The sequence below is a fragment of the Sporosarcina sp. SG10008 genome (assembly GCF_044569405.1).
Classification (GTDB): Bacteria; Bacillota; Bacilli; order Bacillales_A; family Planococcaceae; genus Sporosarcina; species Sporosarcina psychrophila.
Genome location: NZ_CP172607.1, coordinates 4,133,830 through 4,151,905 on the forward strand (window position 1 = coordinate 4,133,830; position 18,076 = coordinate 4,151,905).

General features: G+C 38.8%; 15 protein-coding genes and 1 riboswitch. Of the genes, 8 read left to right on the plus strand and 7 right to left on the minus strand.

All coding sequences use genetic code 11. The annotated features are described in order from the left end of the window. The first annotated feature begins 3 nt into the window (after positions 1-3). On the plus strand, positions 4-345 hold the full coding sequence (locus tag ACGLYD_RS19420; protein WP_399629964.1) for a zinc ribbon domain-containing protein YjdM: 342 nt from the start codon (positions 4-6) through the stop codon (positions 343-345). A gap of 309 nt (positions 346-654) precedes the next feature. On the opposite strand, the gene ACGLYD_RS19425 is transcribed toward ACGLYD_RS19420, so the two are convergent. Then, positions 655-1,845: a coenzyme F420-0:L-glutamate ligase gene (locus tag ACGLYD_RS19425; protein ID WP_187046297.1), complete on the minus strand. Its 1,191-nt coding sequence runs from the start codon at positions 1,843-1,845 to the stop codon at positions 655-657. Positions 1,846-1,968: 123 nt separating this feature from the next. Between ACGLYD_RS19425 and ACGLYD_RS19430 the strand changes: the two genes are divergently transcribed. Continuing rightward, a complete protein-coding gene (locus tag ACGLYD_RS19430; protein ID WP_399629967.1) occupies positions 1,969-2,859 on the plus strand; it encodes a LysR family transcriptional regulator in 891 nt (296 codons plus the stop codon). 79 nt (positions 2,860-2,938) lie between these two features. Here the strand turns inward: ACGLYD_RS19430 and ACGLYD_RS19435 are convergent, their stop codons facing one another. Together ACGLYD_RS19435 and ACGLYD_RS19440 are read right to left on the minus strand one after the other, a co-directional pair. Then, a complete protein-coding gene (locus ACGLYD_RS19435; protein ID WP_340741146.1) occupies positions 2,939-4,240 on the minus strand; it encodes a uracil/xanthine transporter in 1,302 nt (433 codons plus the stop codon). Next, on the minus strand, positions 4,241-5,299 hold the full coding sequence (locus ACGLYD_RS19440) for a DctP family TRAP transporter solute-binding subunit (RefSeq protein WP_187046299.1): 1,059 nt from the start codon (positions 5,297-5,299) through the stop codon (positions 4,241-4,243). 86 nt (positions 5,300-5,385) lie between these two features. Between ACGLYD_RS19440 and ACGLYD_RS19445 the strand changes: the two genes are divergently transcribed. The 4 genes from ACGLYD_RS19445 (at position 5,386) to ACGLYD_RS19460 (ending at position 10,005) form a co-directional block, all read left to right on the plus strand. After that, a complete protein-coding gene (locus tag ACGLYD_RS19445; protein WP_399629970.1) occupies positions 5,386-6,987 on the plus strand; it encodes an ATP-binding protein in 1,602 nt (533 codons plus the stop codon). After that, a complete protein-coding gene (locus ACGLYD_RS19450) occupies positions 6,977-7,678 on the plus strand; it encodes a response regulator (protein ID WP_187046300.1) in 702 nt (233 codons plus the stop codon). The genes ACGLYD_RS19445 and ACGLYD_RS19450 overlap by 11 nt, the downstream gene beginning before the upstream one ends. 115 nt (positions 7,679-7,793) lie before the next feature. Beyond that, positions 7,794-9,089 carry a C4-dicarboxylate transporter DctP gene (dctP, locus tag ACGLYD_RS19455; RefSeq protein ID WP_067204191.1) on the plus strand — a complete coding sequence of 432 codons (1,296 nt, stop codon included), beginning with the start codon at positions 7,794-7,796 and terminating at the stop codon, positions 9,087-9,089. Between the two features lie 307 nt (positions 9,090-9,396). Then, complete coding sequence (locus ACGLYD_RS19460) at positions 9,397-10,005, plus strand: class I SAM-dependent methyltransferase (RefSeq protein ID WP_187046301.1); 609 nt, start codon at positions 9,397-9,399, stop codon at positions 10,003-10,005. Positions 10,006-10,082: 77 nt separating this feature from the next. Here the strand turns inward: ACGLYD_RS19460 and ACGLYD_RS19465 are convergent, their stop codons facing one another. Together ACGLYD_RS19465 and ACGLYD_RS19470 are read right to left on the minus strand one after the other, a co-directional pair. Further along, positions 10,083-11,240: an alpha-hydroxy-acid oxidizing protein gene (locus tag ACGLYD_RS19465; RefSeq protein ID WP_399629976.1), complete on the minus strand. Its 1,158-nt coding sequence runs from the start codon at positions 11,238-11,240 to the stop codon at positions 10,083-10,085. Positions 11,241-11,813: 573 nt separating this feature from the next. Continuing rightward, positions 11,814-13,754, minus strand: coding sequence for a GTP-binding protein (locus ACGLYD_RS19470; RefSeq protein WP_399629979.1), 1,941 nt, complete (start codon positions 13,752-13,754; stop codon positions 11,814-11,816). Between the two features lie 120 nt (positions 13,755-13,874). Here ACGLYD_RS19470 and ACGLYD_RS19475 point away from each other — a divergent pair, with 120 nt between their 5' ends. Then, complete coding sequence (locus ACGLYD_RS19475; protein ID WP_187046304.1) at positions 13,875-14,051, plus strand: hypothetical protein; 177 nt, start codon at positions 13,875-13,877, stop codon at positions 14,049-14,051. A gap of 749 nt (positions 14,052-14,800) precedes the next feature. Here the strand turns inward: ACGLYD_RS19475 and ACGLYD_RS19480 are convergent. After that, entirely contained in the window at positions 14,801-15,028 is a 228-nt protein-coding gene (locus tag ACGLYD_RS19480; RefSeq protein ID WP_067204199.1) for a hypothetical protein, read from the minus strand. A gap of 264 nt (positions 15,029-15,292) precedes the next feature. Next, a riboswitch (cobalamin riboswitch) is annotated at positions 15,293-15,485 on the minus strand. A 141-nt stretch (positions 15,486-15,626) separates the two neighbouring features. Between ACGLYD_RS19480 and ACGLYD_RS19485 the strand changes: the two genes are divergently transcribed. Then, the gene (locus tag ACGLYD_RS19485) at positions 15,627-16,859 is read left to right on the plus strand and encodes an MFS transporter (RefSeq protein ID WP_067204201.1); all 1,233 of its coding nucleotides are present in this window, start codon (positions 15,627-15,629) and stop codon (positions 16,857-16,859) included. 5 nt (positions 16,860-16,864) lie between these two features. Here ACGLYD_RS19485 and ACGLYD_RS19490 read toward each other — a convergent pair whose 3' ends face one another. Beyond that, positions 16,865-17,755 carry an AraC family transcriptional regulator gene (locus ACGLYD_RS19490; protein ID WP_340741150.1) on the minus strand — a complete coding sequence of 297 codons (891 nt, stop codon included), beginning with the start codon at positions 17,753-17,755 and terminating at the stop codon, positions 16,865-16,867. Between the last annotated feature and the right edge of the window lie 321 nt (positions 17,756-18,076).

An 18,076-nucleotide genomic window follows, 5' to 3' on the forward strand; every position in this document is an offset into this window, starting at 1 on the left:
ATTATGCCTAATTTACCAAATTGTCCAAAATGTAATTCTGAATATACATACGAATATGGTAATCTTTTTGTTTGCCCAGAATGTGCCCATGAATGGTCTTTAGGAGCAGAAGCTGAAAATAGTGAGGAAACAAAAGTTTATAAAGACTCAAATGGAAATGTCTTGAACGATGGTGATTCTGTAACAGTCATCAAAGACCTTAAAGTAAAAGGAAGTTCATTAGTCGTTAAAAAAGGTACAAAAGTAAAAGGAATACGGTTAATTGACGAGGACCATGACATTGATTGTAAAATTGATGGTATTGGAGCTATGAAATTAAAAACGGAATTTGTTAAAAAGCTATAAGCTACTTTCACTTCAAAATACTTGGCTGTACACATAGAAAAAGCTAGGCTTTCATTGCCTAGCTTTTTTTTATCATTTATCACATCTGTTGATTGACTATTTTCTTGCACAAGATACTGGTAAGGTAGCCATATCCTTTGGGGAGCGACTGATGAACGACCACCATACTGATTACCGAAAAAGCTCAATAGGGATGCGACGAAGTCGCATCCCTATTGAGCAAGATATCTCGGTACTGGTATAGGAGTCGTTCAATCCAAAGAGATCTAAAAGCAACTGTACTCAGGACGCTTAGTGTTTGAGTAATTTTTATTTTGTGAAGTTATCGAAATAGCCTTGTATAAAGACGATAGGTGTACCTTTATCTCCGCTTCCTGATGTTAAATCAGATAGAGAGCCAATAAGGTCGGTAAGTTTTCTTGGTGTAGTACCTTGTGCTTCCATTGCTCCTACAAGATCATCGTCTTTATCGGTAATGAATTGTGATATAGCTTGTTTAAGGTCATCGCCTCTTAAATCGGCAAAGTTATTGTCGGCAAGATATTTTAATTTTATTTCATTAGGTGTACCGTCAAGCCCTGGTGTGTAAGCTGGTGATACGACTGGATCCGCAAGTTCCCATATCTTACCGACTGGATCTTTAAACGCTCCATCTCCGTAAATCATGACTTCAATATCTTTGCCAGTCTTTTCTTTGAGTATATGCTGTATGTTATCAACGACAGGTTGGCAATTACGTGGGAACAGTTTTACATCATCTTCAGTTGATTTATTTGACCCAAGCAAGCCATAATCTTCGTTATAACCGCTACCATCCATAGACTCGGCTAATATGTCATCGAGGCTATAAACGCTAATGCCACCATTTGCTTTTAATATTTTTTTCGTTCTAAATCTCGTGTGTATATCACAAGTAAGAACATGTTTTGTGTAATCTAAAATCGTTTTTGGACTGTTTGAGAATATAACTTCACATTCAATGCCGTATTCTTCAACTAATGATTTATAGTAATCAATATAGTCAATACCAGTAAAAGCATGTTTATTATAACCAAAATGGCCGCGGAACTGTTCTTCCGTTAAAACGTCTGTCCAAGGGTTAATTCCTTTTTCATCAAGCATGTCCAGATCCACAAGGTGATTCCCAACTTCATCAGAAGGGTAGCTAAGCATTAAAACAACTTTTTTAACGCCTTTTGCAATACCTCGAAGGCAGATTGCAAAACGATTACGACTTAAAATAGGGAATATTACTCCAACAGTTTCTTCTCCAAACTTTGAACTAACGTCTTTAGCAATATGATCAATCGTTGCATAATTCCCTTGAGCTCGAGCAACAATGGATTCTGTTATAGAAACAATATCTTTATCATTAAATGTAAAGCCTTCAACTTCGGAAGCTTTTAACACACTTTCTACTACTATATCCTCAATATTATCTCCACGATTTATTATTGGGCAACGGAGGCCTCTTGCAACTGTTCCAACTATTCTTTCCAATGGAATCGCTCCTTAATATTACAAAGTATATTTATATTAACTAACTTTCTATCTGTACTATACAACGCATTAGTGGTATAAGTAAAATTAATATAACAAATGGTCGGTATAAGGGGTGCTTATATGGTTAGTAAATTAGATTTATATAAAATATTTTGTCAAGTAGGAAAAAGCGAGAGTTTTTCCAAGGCTGCAAAAGATCTTTATATGACGCAACCAGCAGTTAGTCAGGCAATCATGCAGTTGGAAAGGGAATTAGATACACGTCTTTTTTATAGAAGTCCAAAAGGCGTATCTCTGACAAATGAAGGTAGTCTGCTATTTGAATACGCCAATTCGGCTATTAATTTAATTCATGTCGGAGAAGAAAAGATTTTAGAGTTTAAAAACTTAACGACAGGTGAATTAAAGATAGGTGTAGGAGATACAATTTCAAGGTATTTTCTACTTCCCTATTTGGAGGCTTTTCACATTAGATATCCAAATATAAAATTTACGATTGTAAATGGTACGACATTGGAACTCTGTTCGATTTTAAAATCAGGTGGAGTAGATGTTGCTGTTTGTAATTTCCCGATTGACGATCCTACATTAGAACTGAAGCCATGTATTGATATCCAGGATACATTTGTTTATGGGGAAAGGTTTAAGAAAATATTGGCTAAACCCTTAAGCCTAAATGAATTAGTAAAGCTTCCATTAATTTTTCTTGAATCGAAATCAAACTCGAGAAAGTATGTAGAGGATTATATGATTTCTAAAGGTATAAAGATTTCACCGGAATTTGAATTAGGTTCACATGACTTATTATTAGAGTTTGCTAAAATAAATTTAGGGATAGCGTGTGTAACAAAAGAGTTTTCTCAAGAGTATTTAAATAAAGGATTGTTATATGAAGTACAACTAAATGAAAAGATACCGACGAGAAGTATAGGCGTATGCTTTTTAAAAAGTGTACCATTATCACGAGCCTCAACAAAATTCGTTGAGATTGTAGAAGGCAAACAGCTGTAAATTACTTTTCACCAATACCCGGTACCCACATTTATTAACGGTTAGATTGGAACTTCTGATATAACGGAAATAGTCCTAATCACGACATCACTCGCTTCTGTTGACCGAGATAATGCAAAAGCTCCATAAAAAGTGCAGCCAAAATCCCCATTAGCATGCCGTTCGAAAGGATTGGGCGTATAAGCTGTGGAATCGTTGTAAAGGCCGTTGCCGGTAATGTCATAATCGATAGTCCTAATAACACCGGTAAAGCGATGCGATAGACTGTAGTGGGTTCGAATCTCAGGCCTTCTATGTTGCGAATTGCTGAGCGGAACAGCTGTAAATAAGCAACAAACAGTACTGTGTTACCAACGCTATGCGGAATTGTTGAGAAAAAGGCACTTAACTGTGGAACCGATCCCAAGAGGATGAATAACATGGATCCTACAAAAAACGGTGCTCTTTCGCGAATTCCAGTTGACTGCAAAAATCCTAATGATGAAGCGTAGGGTGCATAGGGGACGAGTCCAAGCACGCCTGAAGCTGTCGACAACATCCCTGTTAGGAAGAAGGAGGCACGGTACTGCTTGGGAGTTGTCTCCTGTTCAAAAACATCTTCTGCCCCTTTCAATGTGGCAATCGTATTCGTAGTGTTTAATAATCCAGTAATGACCACCGTAATGACGATGCCCCACTCAAAAGCGGGTTGCCCCCAAGGAAACCAGGTAAGGAAAGGGGTCGTTTTAATTGTCTCTGTTACTTCCGCAGGAAACAGCAGGGCGGCAGCAATCCATCCGACTGTCATTCCGATGAGCAAATTCAAGCTGCTAATAATTCCTTTTCCTTTTACATGGATAAGGATTGTCAGTGCGGCGAGAGTAAATGAAAAACAGGCGACTTTTACATCTATAGAATCACCTATATTGAGGCCAATCATTCCTTTTAGAAAAATAGTGATGAGCTGATTAGCTAGTAATAGGAGAAAAACAAACATTACGATTGGTGTAAACCATTTCTTTAACACTTCTCCCATACCCAAAATACCGAAAACTGCGACAATAATGCCCGAAATTATAACCCCAACTGCAATGCTGCCACCAATCGTAGTTAGTTCGAGATTCATCGTACTGGCCGTAGCAGCCAAGCTTAGGATGACGCCCCACCACAGTCCAGATTGACCCTCCATTAGTGCTAAACGATGCCCGATAAGCCCTTGCAGCATACAGGCCACTCCTGTGAAGATGAAGGAGCGTTGAATGGCGGATACAATTTCAATGGATTCCAACTGAAAAGCACTGCCGACAGAAATAGGAATAACGACTGTATTGGCAAACATAAAGAACAGCCACTGAAATCCCGCTAGTAAAGTGATAGACGCCCCTACTGACTTAGTTTTCATTCAATCCGCTCCTCTATAAGTAGCTCTTAATTCTTTTATATCTTCAACCAATTTACTGCCAATTGTAGTTGAAAGAATATCGTATACAGGGTACAGTTCCTTTATCCATTCCTGTTTTTCAAAATCACTTAGTTCATGAATCTGAATAGATGAGTTACGTTTGATAAGTTCAAGTTGCTCTTCGTTCATTAGTATAGAATGCCGGTCGTTCCAGGCAGTTGTCTCATCCATAGCTTCAAGTAGGATTTGCTGAGTGTTTTTTGTTTGCTGATCCCAGACTTTTTGATCCATCATCACGACGTAACCTAGGTATCCATGATTACTGATCGTCAAATGTTTTTGAACGTTATAGAACTTTTTAGAATGGATATTTGAAATCGTATTCTCTTCGCCATCAACATGTCCGGCTTCGATTAAGTTATAGGTGGAATTAAATGATTCTTGTTGCGCCTTAGCGCCTAATAGATCATATTGGGCTTGAATGACATCACTTTTCATAATCCTGATTTTTTGCCCTTTTAGATCTTGTGGTGTAACAATAGGGCCTTTGTTTGATGTGATTTGTTTAAAACCATTGGACCAATGGGCGAGTCCAATAATGCCATTTTTTTGTAATGAGTTTAGCAGGTGTTCACCGATAGGCCCATGTATTCCTTTGTGAATAGCTTCATGATTAGGGAAGGCGAATGGTAGATCGAGAACACCCCATTCAGGAGAAAGTACTCCAAGTTTTGAGGTGGAGGTAGCTATTATATGTACTTGCCCTTCTTTTAAGGCATTAATATCATCTATATCAGAAAACAAACTTCCGTTTGGGAAGACGACGATCTTTATATGACCATTTGATTTCTCATTAACGAGCTCAGCAAACTTGTCTGCCGCACGTCCTTTCGGCGTATTCTCGGCAACGACATGGCTAAATTTAAAAATGATTTGATCACTGAGTCCTTCCTGATCGTCGTCATAAACCAGTTCTTTCTGAGGAAATAGATTATAGTATCCTAAAACAATAGCAATACCAGTGCCTAAAAGGAGCATATAAACAAATATGTTTTTCACCGTAAGCCTCCTATTACTTCGTTAGTGTAAGCATACTCAGAAAATTGCGATTCGTAAAGATGAATAGTAGGAAAGGGGGACTGAAAATGAGACAATTACCTATACGTTGGAAAATTATGACTTTATCTTATGCGGTAGTTATCTTTTCATTGTTGATCGGCGGAATTGTCATCATTGCTAACATTCAACAAAAAGAGGAAAAAGAATTAAGAATCAGATCTATGAACACGGCACGAACTGTAGCTGAACTATCAGATATAAGAAAAGCAGTCCAAGAACCAATAGGGTGGAAAATAGTGAACCCCGTTGTCGATGAAATAAGACTCATTAATAATACGGATTATGTTGTTGTCATGAATATGGATGGAATTCGGTATTCTCATCCTGTAAAGGAAATGCTAGGAAAACCCTCGACAGGTGAGGATGAAAAGCCGGCTTTTGCGGAGCATATCTATTTTTCGAAGGCAGAAGGAGAGATTGGTACCGTTATTCGGGCATTTGTACCGATTAAGGATTCAGACTTAAACCAAATCGGTGTTGTCGTCGTTGGCAATAAAATCCCGAGTTTTATTGAAATTATGGGCGATTTAACAACAGACATTCTTATAATTGTTGTATTAACATTATTATTTGGCTTGATAGGTTCAGCAATGCTTGCTAATCATATTAAAAAACAAATGTTTCAGTTGGAGCCATATGAAATTAAGAGAATGCATGAAGAAAGAACAGCTACTTTTCATTCAATGAATGAAGGCGTTATTGCAATCGACAATAAAGAAATTATTACGATATTTAATGAGAAAGCAAAGATGATATTTAATGTAAAAGGAAATTTTATAGGTCAACCAATTCGCGATGTACTGAAGGACACAAGGCTTCCTGAAATTGTTGAAAGAAATAAGGCGGTATATAATGAGGAGATAAAGGTAAGCGGAAAAGTGATCGTAAGTAATCGTATACCGATTAAAAAGGATAACGAATTAATTGGTGCTGTAGCAATCTTTCAGGATCGTACAGAAGTGACTAAGCTTGCCGAAGAATTAACAGGTGTCAAAAACTTTGTAGAGGCATTGCGGGTTCAAAGCCATGAACATATGAACAAACTTCATACGATAGCTGGTCTAATTCAGCTCGGGAAACCTGAAAAAGCGTTGCAACTTGCTTTTAATACATCGGAAGAGCAAGAAAATGTAACAAGTTTTCTGAATGAAAAAATTAAAAATGATGCAGTTGCAGGTCTCCTTTTAAGCAAAGTAAGAAGGGGAAAAGAATTAGGGATTACTGTTGAGGTTGATCAAAATAGTTATTTTGCCGCCTTTCCCAATCAACTAGACCAACATGACTTTGTTGTGTTATTAGGTAATCTACTAGAAAATGCTTTTGGGGCGTTCGATCAAATTGAGACTGAGGATAAAAGAATTGATATTAGTTTTGAACAGTCAGCTTACGTGTGTGCCGTATTGGTTGAGGATAATGGATCTGGCATGAGCGAAGAATACCTACCAAGACTTTATGAAAAAGGATTTACGATGAACAAATCTGAAGGTACCGGTTACGGGCTTTTTTTGATAAAACAGATCGTTGATAAAGGGAGAGGCAAAATTGACCTTTCATCCCAACAGGGTGAAGGAACTTCAATCATTATTACCTTCCCAATGGAAGTGGAGGATGAGTTGTATGACGTGTAAAGAAGAAATAAAGGTACTACTGATTGAAGACGATCCAATGGTTCAAGAAGTAAATAGAGAGTTTATTGAAAGTATAAAAGGATTCCGAGTAGTGGCCGTCGCTAGTAATGGCGAAGAGGGAATTAGACTTTTGAAAGAATTAAGTCCAGATCTTGTAGTATTAGATATTTATATGCCCAAAAAAGACGGGATCAAGACATTACAAGAGTTCAGAAAACAAAAATTGGAGGCAGATGTGATTGTCGTATCTGCCGCTAAAGACAGCGAAACAATTAAGCTTATGCTTCAAAATGGTGCGATGGATTATATTATTAAGCCATTTAAAATTCAGCGAATTCAGCAGGCATTGGAGAAATATCGGAAATACAGGACAAGCTTGAATGCATCTGAAGTGATCTCACAAGAACAGCTTGATTTACTGATTTACTCCGAGCATTCAAAGAAAATCACAGGCAACAATTTACCAAAAGGTTTGAATGAATTCACCTTAAATGAAATTACGATGTATGTTCAGAACCAAGACGGTCCGCGCTCCGCCGAAGAGGTGGCAGGTGCAATCGGAATAGCTAGAGTGACTGCTCGCCGCTATTTAGATTACCTGGAAAAAAGCGGTGGCATTACCCTCGATGTCCAATACGGAGGGGTTGGAAGACCTATAAATCGTTATGTATCCAATCAGCAAAAAAAGTAAGACCAAAAAGACCAAAATAGCCGTTATGACCATAAACTTCTCACACCCTACTGAAAGCGCTATCATTTGTATTAATTAGTAATGATGAAGTATTCAGTTTAAAGGGGGATTAAAGGTGAGAATATTTAAGAATTTAACCGTTCAAGTAGTAATCGCAATTGTGATTGGGGTAGTAGTGGGGCTCGTGTGGCCAAACGTCGGAAAAGAAATGAAGCCACTAGGAGATACTTTTATAAATGCTGTGAAAATGGTCATAGCCCCTATTATATTCTTAACGATTGTACTTGGGATCGCGAAAATGGGAGATATGAAAAAGGTTGGTAAAGTTGGTGGTAAGGCTCTTATTTACTTCGAGGTTGTTACAACATTAGCGCTTGTTATTGGGTTAATCGTTGTTAATCTTGTAAAACCAGGAGCAGGACTCAACTACAATGAACTTGAAAAAGGCGATGTATCAAAATATACTGCTGAAGGTGGACAAAGTATTAACTGGATTGAGTTTGTCACTCAGATTGTTCCTTCTAATATGGTCGATGCGTTTGCAAAAGGCGATATTCTACAAGTGTTATTCTTCTCCATTTTATTTGGTGTAGGCCTTGCCGCTCTTGGCGAGAAGGGCAAATTGGTTATAGAGTTCATGGATAAACTCTCGCTCGTCTTCTTTAAAATTATAGGTTATATCATGAGAGCAGCCCCGATTGGCGCATTTGCAGCGATGGCATATACAATTGGTCATTACGGGCTGACTTCACTGGTACCACTGGGTAAATTAATGATGTCAGTCTATATTACAATGTTTTTATTCATCTTTGTCATATTAAATATCATTTGTAAGATGAATGGATTTAGCTTATGGAATTACCTGAAATTCATCAAGGAAGAAATACTAATCGTCTTAGGTACAAGTTCTTCAGAATCTGTTCTGCCAAGAATGATGGATAAGATGGAGCGTTACGGAGCATCAAAATCTGTTGTTGGCCTCGTAATCCCGACAGGTTATTCCTTTAATCTTGATGGTACATCTATTTATCTTTCAATGGCGGTCGTCTTTTTGGCGCAAGTGTTTGGTGTCGACTTAACACTAGGACAACAAATTACAGTAATATTAATATTAATGTTAACCTCTAAGGGAGCTGCGGGCGTTACAGGCAGCGGATTCATCGTTTTAGCTTCAACTTTAGCGGCATTACAAATCATTCCTCTTGAAGGGTTAGCATTGCTTCTTGGTGTGGATCGTTTTATGAGTGAAGGACGTGCGATTGTGAATTTAATCGGAAACGGAATCGCTACAATGGTAGTGGCGAAAAGTGTTAATGAATTTGATACAACGAAACATCTGGAAGCTATTTCCGAAATGAAAGCCACCAAGAAGGCTGGGCAAGTAGCTGTATTGAACTCGACGCTTAAGTAAGGATGGAGAATGATAGTAAGGCATATAACGCTAAATTAACCACAATAGCAAAGAGTATATATGTTGAACAATTGGATACCTAAATAAACTGAGCGAAGGCGCCTTATAAGGAGTAGCCGATGCCCTAGGACTGGCGGCGAAGCTACTTGGCTTAGGGCGGGAGGCATCCCCGAGCGCTGTAGCGGATTTAAAGGGAATCTTTATTTCAACTTATCTAGAATAAAAAACTTGGGCATGTTTTCAAAATGTCCAAGTTTTTTTCGGGTGTTTTGATACAATGGGTATAAACAAGTTGGGAGAAATGGCTATGTATGATAAAGAATGCGATCGGTTACTGCGCATTAATACTGTTGGAGTGCGTGAATGGCTGCATCAGTCCTCTCATTATAACCGCTACGAAGCGACACCCTATAAGGCATTGGATGATTTTTTTGAGGTCTATGAATTAAAGAAAACCGACAGATTAGTGGATTTTGGGTGTGGCAAAGGCAGGCTGCCATTTTATATACATAATCGATGTGGTGTTTCGGTTACAGGCATTGAAATGAGTGGGCAACTGTATCAGGAAGCACTTGAAAACCAAGCAAGTTATATGCAAAAAGTCAAACGGTCAAACACGTTCATCAGCTTTGAATGCTGTCTGGCAGAGGAATATGAAGTGGAGGCGGAGGATAACCGGTTTTATTTCTTCAATCCTTTTTCAATCCAGATTTTCATGACGGTTATTGCTAACGTTCTACGGTCAGTCGACCAGCACAAGCGATCTGTAGATATTATCCTTTACTATCCAACAAGTGATTATATTGAGTTCCTTGAAACGAGCACTCCTTTTGAGCTGATAAAGGGAGTAAAGGTGTCCAGCATGCATGAAAAAGACCCCAACGAACTTTTTTTGGTGTTTCGACTTGGAGATTAATCCGACAAAAAGTAAAGCCACGTTCCAGGCGGAACGTGGCTTTACTTTTCTCTTATAGATGAAGTATTTCGTTATTTTTAAAAAGCTTTAGGAGTATTCGTTGTTAGTAAGTTGCGAAGATCTTTTAAAGCAGAAACGCCCGATAATGAAATGGAAACTTTCATTTCTTGAAGGATATTCTCCAATACTTTTTCAACGCCTTTTTGTCCATCTACCGCTAATCCGTACACGAATGGCCTGCCGATTAAAACTGCATCAGCCCCCAGTGCAAGTGCTTTGACAACATCTGTGCCTCGACGAACTCCGCTATCTAATAGTACAGGAATTTCACCTCCTACCGCTTCTACGATTGCTGGTAGAGCATCAATACTAGCAATAACCCCGTCAAGCTGACGCCCGCCGTGGTTTGAAACGATAATGCCATCAATGCCGTTTTCGATAGCGAGCTTTGCATCTGCCGGATGTAAAATCCCTTTTAAGAGGATTGGCAAGGACGTTCTTTTCTTTAACTCCATGACTTTGGCCCAACTAAGTGTAGGGTGGTAAACGTTATCCAGTATCCCTTGAATGATGGAGTCAAAATCGTTAGTTGGAATGGAGGACAAAAATACCGGATCTGTTTCATAGTTCGCTTTGCCGAATCCTAGTTTCAAAGGGGAATATTGATTGCGTACGTCCTCTTCACGCCATCCCATCATCACTGTGTCAACTGTTAAGACAATGGCCTCAAAACCAGCTTCCTCGGCTCTCTTGACCATGCTATAACCAATTTCATCGTTAGTGCTTGACCAGTAGAGCTGAAACCATTTTGGACTGTCGCCAGTAGCTTCTGCAACCTCCTCAATTGAAAAGCCAGATACTGTACTTTGAATGAATGGAATGCCAAGCGTGGCTGCTGCTTTAGCGGTAGCAATCTCGCCCTCTTCATGTGCGATTTTTTGCATGCCCACAGGTGCAATTAATAGAGGAGAAGGATATGTATGGCCGAATAATTTTACAGACGTGTCCAATGTAGAAACATCATTTAGAAATCGGGGGACAATGGAATATTTTGAAAAAGAGGAGACGTTTTTTCGCAACGTCTCTTCACCACCCGCCCCAGATTGGATATAGCCGAATGCACCAGCGGGCATCTTTTCTTTAGCCGCTGCTTCCAATTCTTTGAACGAAACCGGAAATGATTCAGCGGGGACAATGTTTTGTAATAGTAAGTCGTTGTTTCTAGTTGATGTCAAATCGGTTCATACCCTTCATAAGGAAATTGGTTTTCTTTTAATAAAAACACTCGAATCTTTGAAATAAGTTTTACTAGCTGGCCGCTCTTCTAAGAAGTTTTTCATAGAATTAATAATAGTAGTAATCGTATATTCATTTGAAATTAAAGTCAATCGCGATTTATTTAAAATAGTCTAAAAGTACAGGCGGTCTATGCTGCATGAATAAAACAACAATGGGTCACGTCTGTTGATTAACCATTTATTCGAATAAAATACTGGTGAGCAGGGCTTGGAATAATCCATTTTCACTGGATCATTTCCGGTTCGCTTTCGGCGAATTAATCACGACATATTTACCGTGAGGCAAGTGTGGCTAGAAGTGACGGATTCACTTCTAGCCACACTTTTTTCAGTAATCCTGTTGCGAATAGTTGCGTGTCGCATTCCTACATATCTAGACGTCCCGGTAATCGTATAGAAGTCACTCTATCCAAAGCAGTCCAAAGTCAACTATACACATAGCGCCCAGTAGGTGATCACGTTACTCACTGGTTACTTTGGTTAATCAACAGACATGACAATAGGTTTTATTTATAAACAATGCATTGCCTTCTCGGCTTCATCCCACGGGACGGAATAGCCTTTTCCTTTGGTCAAGAAAATGGAAGTGGATGAGTATTCGGGATCCGCTTCTTTGTTATAACCGATTTCTTCAATGACTTGTTCCTGGTTATGACAGCGGTCATAGCCCCCGAATAACAGGCTAAGCGTTCCTTTACCGTGGGTGAATGAAGCAAAGACGGTGCTGTAATTCATAAAAGTAGCAACTGGCACACGCCCTTTTACAATAACTTTTTCGCCAATTGTTTCTGGTGTGTCAAAGCTGCCATGTGCTTGTTGAATGTCTGACAGCACTCTTCCCATATTATCCAAGTCCACTTTTATTTTGAAATCGTAGTAGGGTTCGAGCAACGTATTGGGTACTTGTTCTAAACCTTGTCGCAGTGCCCGGAAAGTAGCCTCTCTAAAGTCGCCTCCAGATGTGTACTCGTTATGACTTCGTCCTGTCAGTAACGTTACTTTGACATCTGTAAGAGCTGAGCCGGTTAATAACCCATGATGCTCTCGTTCGAATAAATGGCCGCGTACTACGTTTTGGTGACCAATAAGTAAATCGTTTGCATGGCAGACGTTGTCGAACTGTATGCCACTATTCCTTTCGGTTGGTTCAATTAAAAGATGTACTTCCGCGTAATGCCTTAAAGGTTCAAAATGACCATAACCCGTTACGGATGTTTCAATGGTTTCCTTATACAGGATTTTAGGTTCACCGAAGGAGACTTGAATCGAAAAACGCTCGTTAACAATTTGTTGGAGTACTTCGAGCTGGATGACGCCCATAACGTGAACATGAATTTCTTGAAAATGTTCATCCCAGAAGACGCGCAAAGAAGGATCCTCCGCATCGAGTAGGTTAAAACATCGAAGTACTTCTTTCACATGGATGGCAACGTCGAAAATAACTTTTGACTTAAGGGTAGGCATCATGTCAAAGGTCGCTTTTTCTTCTAGTGCTCCAACGCCATCACCAATGGCCGCTTGCGTTAATCCAGTAACGGCGAACAGTTCACCGGCATGAACATGATCGATTGCTTTGAACTTATTACCGTTATAAACGCGTATCTGTGTCACTTTCTCCGTGTAATCTCCATAATTCACTCCATCCCTGACACTTAGCGTACCGCTTAGTGATTTAAGGAAAGTGACCCTGTTACCACTGTCATCATGGCGGATTTTATAGACCTGTGCAGCGAAATCACTATCATCATCGTAAGATGTTGTGGTCAATAAATCGAGCTTCTCGAAAAACGCCATGACACCAATGTCCTTGAGTGCAGAACCGCTGGAGAGGGCGAAGATTTTATTGTCGCTAATCATTTTCTTTAATGTTGCAAGCCACAAATCGTTGTCGTAACCTGATTCCATATAGGTCTCAAGAAGTACTTCATCACGTTCTGCGATAAATTCAATGAGTTCCTCTTCCATAATTCCTTCATTGAAAGAGGATGTAAGATCACATATATCTTCCGATAGATTGGTGCGCATTTCATGAATAACACTTGTAATGTCGGTTCCTTCACGGTCCGTTTTATTGATGAAAAAGAATGTGGGTACCTGATGTTTGCGGAGCAGTTGCCAGACGGTTTCCGTATGACCTTCCACGCCATCGCTTGCGCTAATGATAATAATGGCATAGTCCATTACTTGAATTGCACGTTCCATTTCAGGAGAAAAATCGACGTGTCCAGGTGTATCGATAATGTAGTAGGTAGATCCGTTATAGGAAATGGATGCCTGGTCTGCAAAAACCGTAATACCTCTTTCTTTCTCAATTGTATGGCTATCGAGGAAGGCGTCTTTATGGTCCACGCGTCCTCTCTGCTTAATGCTTTTTGTATGATAAAGCAGTTGTTCAGAAAAAGTTGTTTTTCCTGCATCTACGTGTGCAAGTATGCCAATTGTTTTATACATGATGTCGCTCCTGTCCATTTCTTGCTACTACCAGTAGTATAGCAAATCTGAATTGGGCGAATGACCTTAAATAGGTGTTATACTGTAAAGACAAACTGAATGTGAAGGAGGAATCAGATTTTGAAATATTCAAGAACGAAAATGGAACAGCTTGTAAAGAATGATAAAGAGCTGTCAAAACGTCTGAAACAGATAATGGCAGAGCTTGACTTAGAGAAGAGTTTTGCTTTGAAAGCGTTGTATCATGCGGATGTAAAAGACGGTGGTACGCATCAGAGGAATTATCAGGAACTGTAGGTAAATTAAAAGCGTGGAAAGTCTATTATGACTGCCACGCTTTTTTTGATGCCTTTTTCACCGGATCATTTTCAGTCCGCTTTCGGCGAACTATTCATTGCTCCTAGTTAATCCTGTTGCGAATAGTTGCCTGTCGCATCCCTACACATCAAGACATCTCGGTAATCATATAGAGGTCGTTCAATTCAAAGCAATTCAAAGTAATTGTACAAGAAGCGGCTATATATGTTGAATTAAAGAATCCTATTGAATCAGTTGTGGTGCTCAATAATGAGAGAGCTGTTATTCGGGTTGTGGATTGTAGATCGCTTGGCGCTTTGGGGATGCCTTTGACCGTAAGCCTGGATTAGCGCTTCGCATCCAGTCTTACGGCTTCGGCGACCCCTGTTAAGGTGCCTTCGCTCAGTATATATACCGGATTCAACATATATAATTATAGTCAAGAAATCCGCAATCTAGGTTGCAGATTTCATCGCAGATAATGAAATGCGCTATCTCACATAGACCACCCAGCGCAGGCGCGTCTTCGTGGTAGCCGGAGCGATAAGACTGAAAGCGGTCTCCTTTCTGGCTTATCGCGGGAGGCATCCACAAAGCGTCGAAGCGGTATTGGCAGGAATTCTAATTTGCTCTAAGTATTGGGGCTTTTTCAGTGGCCTCTCAAAAGCCCTTGTAAAGCGTATACGCCGTATTCATTTGTTCAACATATATAGTGTTGGATTCAGTTATTTACTGGTTGTTTTTTAAGCTTAATCTTCTGGTGAACCGATTACTTCGTGTTTGATTTCATCGAATGCTTTTTGGAGGTTACGTGAATAAAGTTTTTTTACCTCTTCGTTTATAGACGTTGTTTTTCCAATCTGTTCTTCGTAATAAGAATAAGTTGAAGACAGTGATTGTGATTCGCTTATGATGAGATTTGTCATTAAGACATGTTTGAATGCGTCCAGATAATATTCTTTTGTTCCAAGTTTCATTGGCTAAAATCCCTTTCTTTTATGGAAATAAAAAAGCATCTTCCTAGTTAAACGTAAGGAAGATGCTAGTATGCGTAAATTTGTATGGTCGCTTGTTGCCGTAACGAATGGTTCGTAAACAGAAGTACACTATTGACTGCACAGTGAAATAAGAGGTATTGAGTCCTCTTATGTTTCTTTTGTATTACGTTCTTTCGTACGGCGGCTTTTACAAGAAATTGCTCGATCATAGCCGCACTTAACACCTCCTATCCGCGTAGGGAATTGGTGTGTACTGAAATAGGCAGGTCTCCTGGCTCATGATCATCGCGTTCTTTTCCCTTCCCATTCGTAACGAACAGTGGATTTGAAAAGAGTACTCCCATTTACAGTTGCGGGACAGCGTCGGTTTTTCACCGAACTTCCCTTTTAAGCTTTTATACAAACGTAAAAAAGCACCTAATTTCTACACGTTATTCAGTTGTGCTTTTACTATAACATACATATTGTCTGACTTAACACGATTGCTAAACAAGGGGTTCATTAATGGCCCATTACCGCAAATTTGGACAAGAAAATGTCTATCCCTCTTACTATAATCAAGCTGGGGGGATAGAAAATGAATAAAATAAAAACAAAAGATCCATATCGAGTTTATATTTCTACATGCTTCTTATCACAATTATTTTTCACATTTATATTTACGGTGAACTTGTTGTACCATGTGCAAACTGTAAAACTTGATCCGCTTCAACTTGTGTTAATTGGGACCGTTTTGGAGCTTTCCGTTTTTCTTTTTGAGATTCCAACTGGGGTTGTTTCGGATTTAAAAAGTCGGAAGTTATCTTTAATAATTGGGTATATATTAATAGGAATCGGTTTTTTAATTGAAGGGGTATTTCCCTATTTTGTAACAGTGCTAGTGGCTCAAATTGCATGGGGGATTGGCTATACCTTTACTAGCGGCTCTCAGCAAGCCTGGATTGCAGATGAAATAGGGGAGGAACGTGCTTCACTGGCATTTATAAAAGGGGCAAAGGCCGGTAATCTTGGCCAAATTATAGCTATTCCGCTCAGTATTTTAATGGGCTATTTTATGATTAACCTACCAATCATTATCGGCGGGCTATGTATGATTGGATTAGCCGTCTATTTAATGATTTTTATGAAAGAAGAAAACTTCAAACCGTTAGATAAAGAAGGAAGAATATCTACGCTGGGAAGTATGAAGGAGAATATGGGCAATATTATTTCCTATTCCAAAGCGAGCTTCATCATAAGGATGCTATTTCTCATTGCTTTATTTATTGGGTTTTATAGTGAAGGTTTTGACCGATTATGGATCGCTCATTTTTTGGAGGTCTCAAATATATCTTCGTTAACGATTGAGAAGTTAGTTGTGATAATGGGGGGAATTCAGTTCATTGTCGTGCTTATTTCCTTTGCAGCACTCCATTTTCTGAATCGAAGTGCTATCCACCAAAATCTAAGGCAGATTTATGTTGTTCTTTTTGTGGCCAGCTTCTTCATCGTCATTTCATTAATTGGCTTTGCATTCTCAACGTATATGATCAGCTTGCTAATTTTTTATGTAATCATTCAAGTGACAAGGCAAGTCATGTATCCATTAGAGGATATTTGGCTTAATAAAATTATTCCTGATTCCTCTGTACGTGCAACATTCTTTTCGGTTAAGGGACAAGTGGACGCTATTGGTCAAATTGGAGGTGGTCCGGTAATTGGGATTATAGCATCGAGCTTTACGATAAAAATTGCTATCATTGTTAGTGCAATTTTGTTAACTCCTGTATTACTTTTATATAAAGTTGTCTTAAACAAGTCTAGAGAGTGAATCGATCACTCTCTATTTCTTTCTTTGATCGGCAGGTAAATTTCCATATATATTTTTTCATAATCCCAGTCATGACAGTGTTCATCGTAATACTCAAAGTCATAGCTTGTTTCATCGACTTCATAAAGAGATTGAGGCAACCAATCTTCTAAAATATAGAGCCAAGTTCCCTTGATGGAAGAGACAAACTGTTCGACTTCAACAAGTGGAGTCCTAAAAACCGCATAAGTAGCATCTGGAATTTGCAGTTTTGTCAGTCCAGCAGGTAGTTGAACATCTCGATCATAATTTACCGCGAATAAATAAGTAAATCTATCTTCTATTTCGACGCTACTAAGATTGATACAATATTCTCCATGTTTTTTTGGAGATAATGCTTCGTACAGAGTGCTTTCGATTGATTCATCCGGGGAAATTCTTTGGTCCCAAAAGGCAGGTGCATCTCTTGTGTAAAAGACATTTTCGATAACACTCTCAAATGTTTTACCCGCAATAGTAAAAGCTGGTTTCTGAACAATTTTCGGTTGCATAACAATGCCACCTACTTTTTTTTGCCTAAGGCTCAAAAGGTCAATTTTTTGAGGCAATGATAGCGGACAGTGGAGCCTATATAAGCTTGGTGGACTGCCAAAATATTTCTTGAAAGCCTTTGTAAAGCCAGAATGCGTCTCAAATCCATAGTCTAATGCAATTTGAATTATTTTTTCGCCTTTTACTAATTCATATAATGCGTATTGCAGTTTTCTTTTTAAAACATAGTCCATAATTGTATAACCAACATGGTTATTAAAAATCCTATAAAAATGATAAGGAGAATAACCAACCAGTTTAGCTAGTTCCTCAGGTTTAATGTCCTCTTTAATATGGTCCTCCACATAATCGATTACATGCTGCAATAAAATTAACTGTTGGATATCAATCGCCTGCCTCTTTGCTCTATAAAATAGCTAATCATTCCTAACAGTGGGAACTGTCCTATAGCAACTCTATCATTTAGAAGGGGAATGTGAATACAATTTTTGGGCTTTAGGGACTCTTTTTTATTTTGGTAATACGTTATAAAAATAGGATAATCAAAGTTTGAGAAGTTATTTTACTATGATCCAAGATTTGAATGAAAGTACAACAGGCACATGATGCATCCTTCATTTCTTGTTAATGGTGTATTTGGTTAAGTTAAAAACTAACCAACAGTTACGTTTAGTGTTAAAATTTAG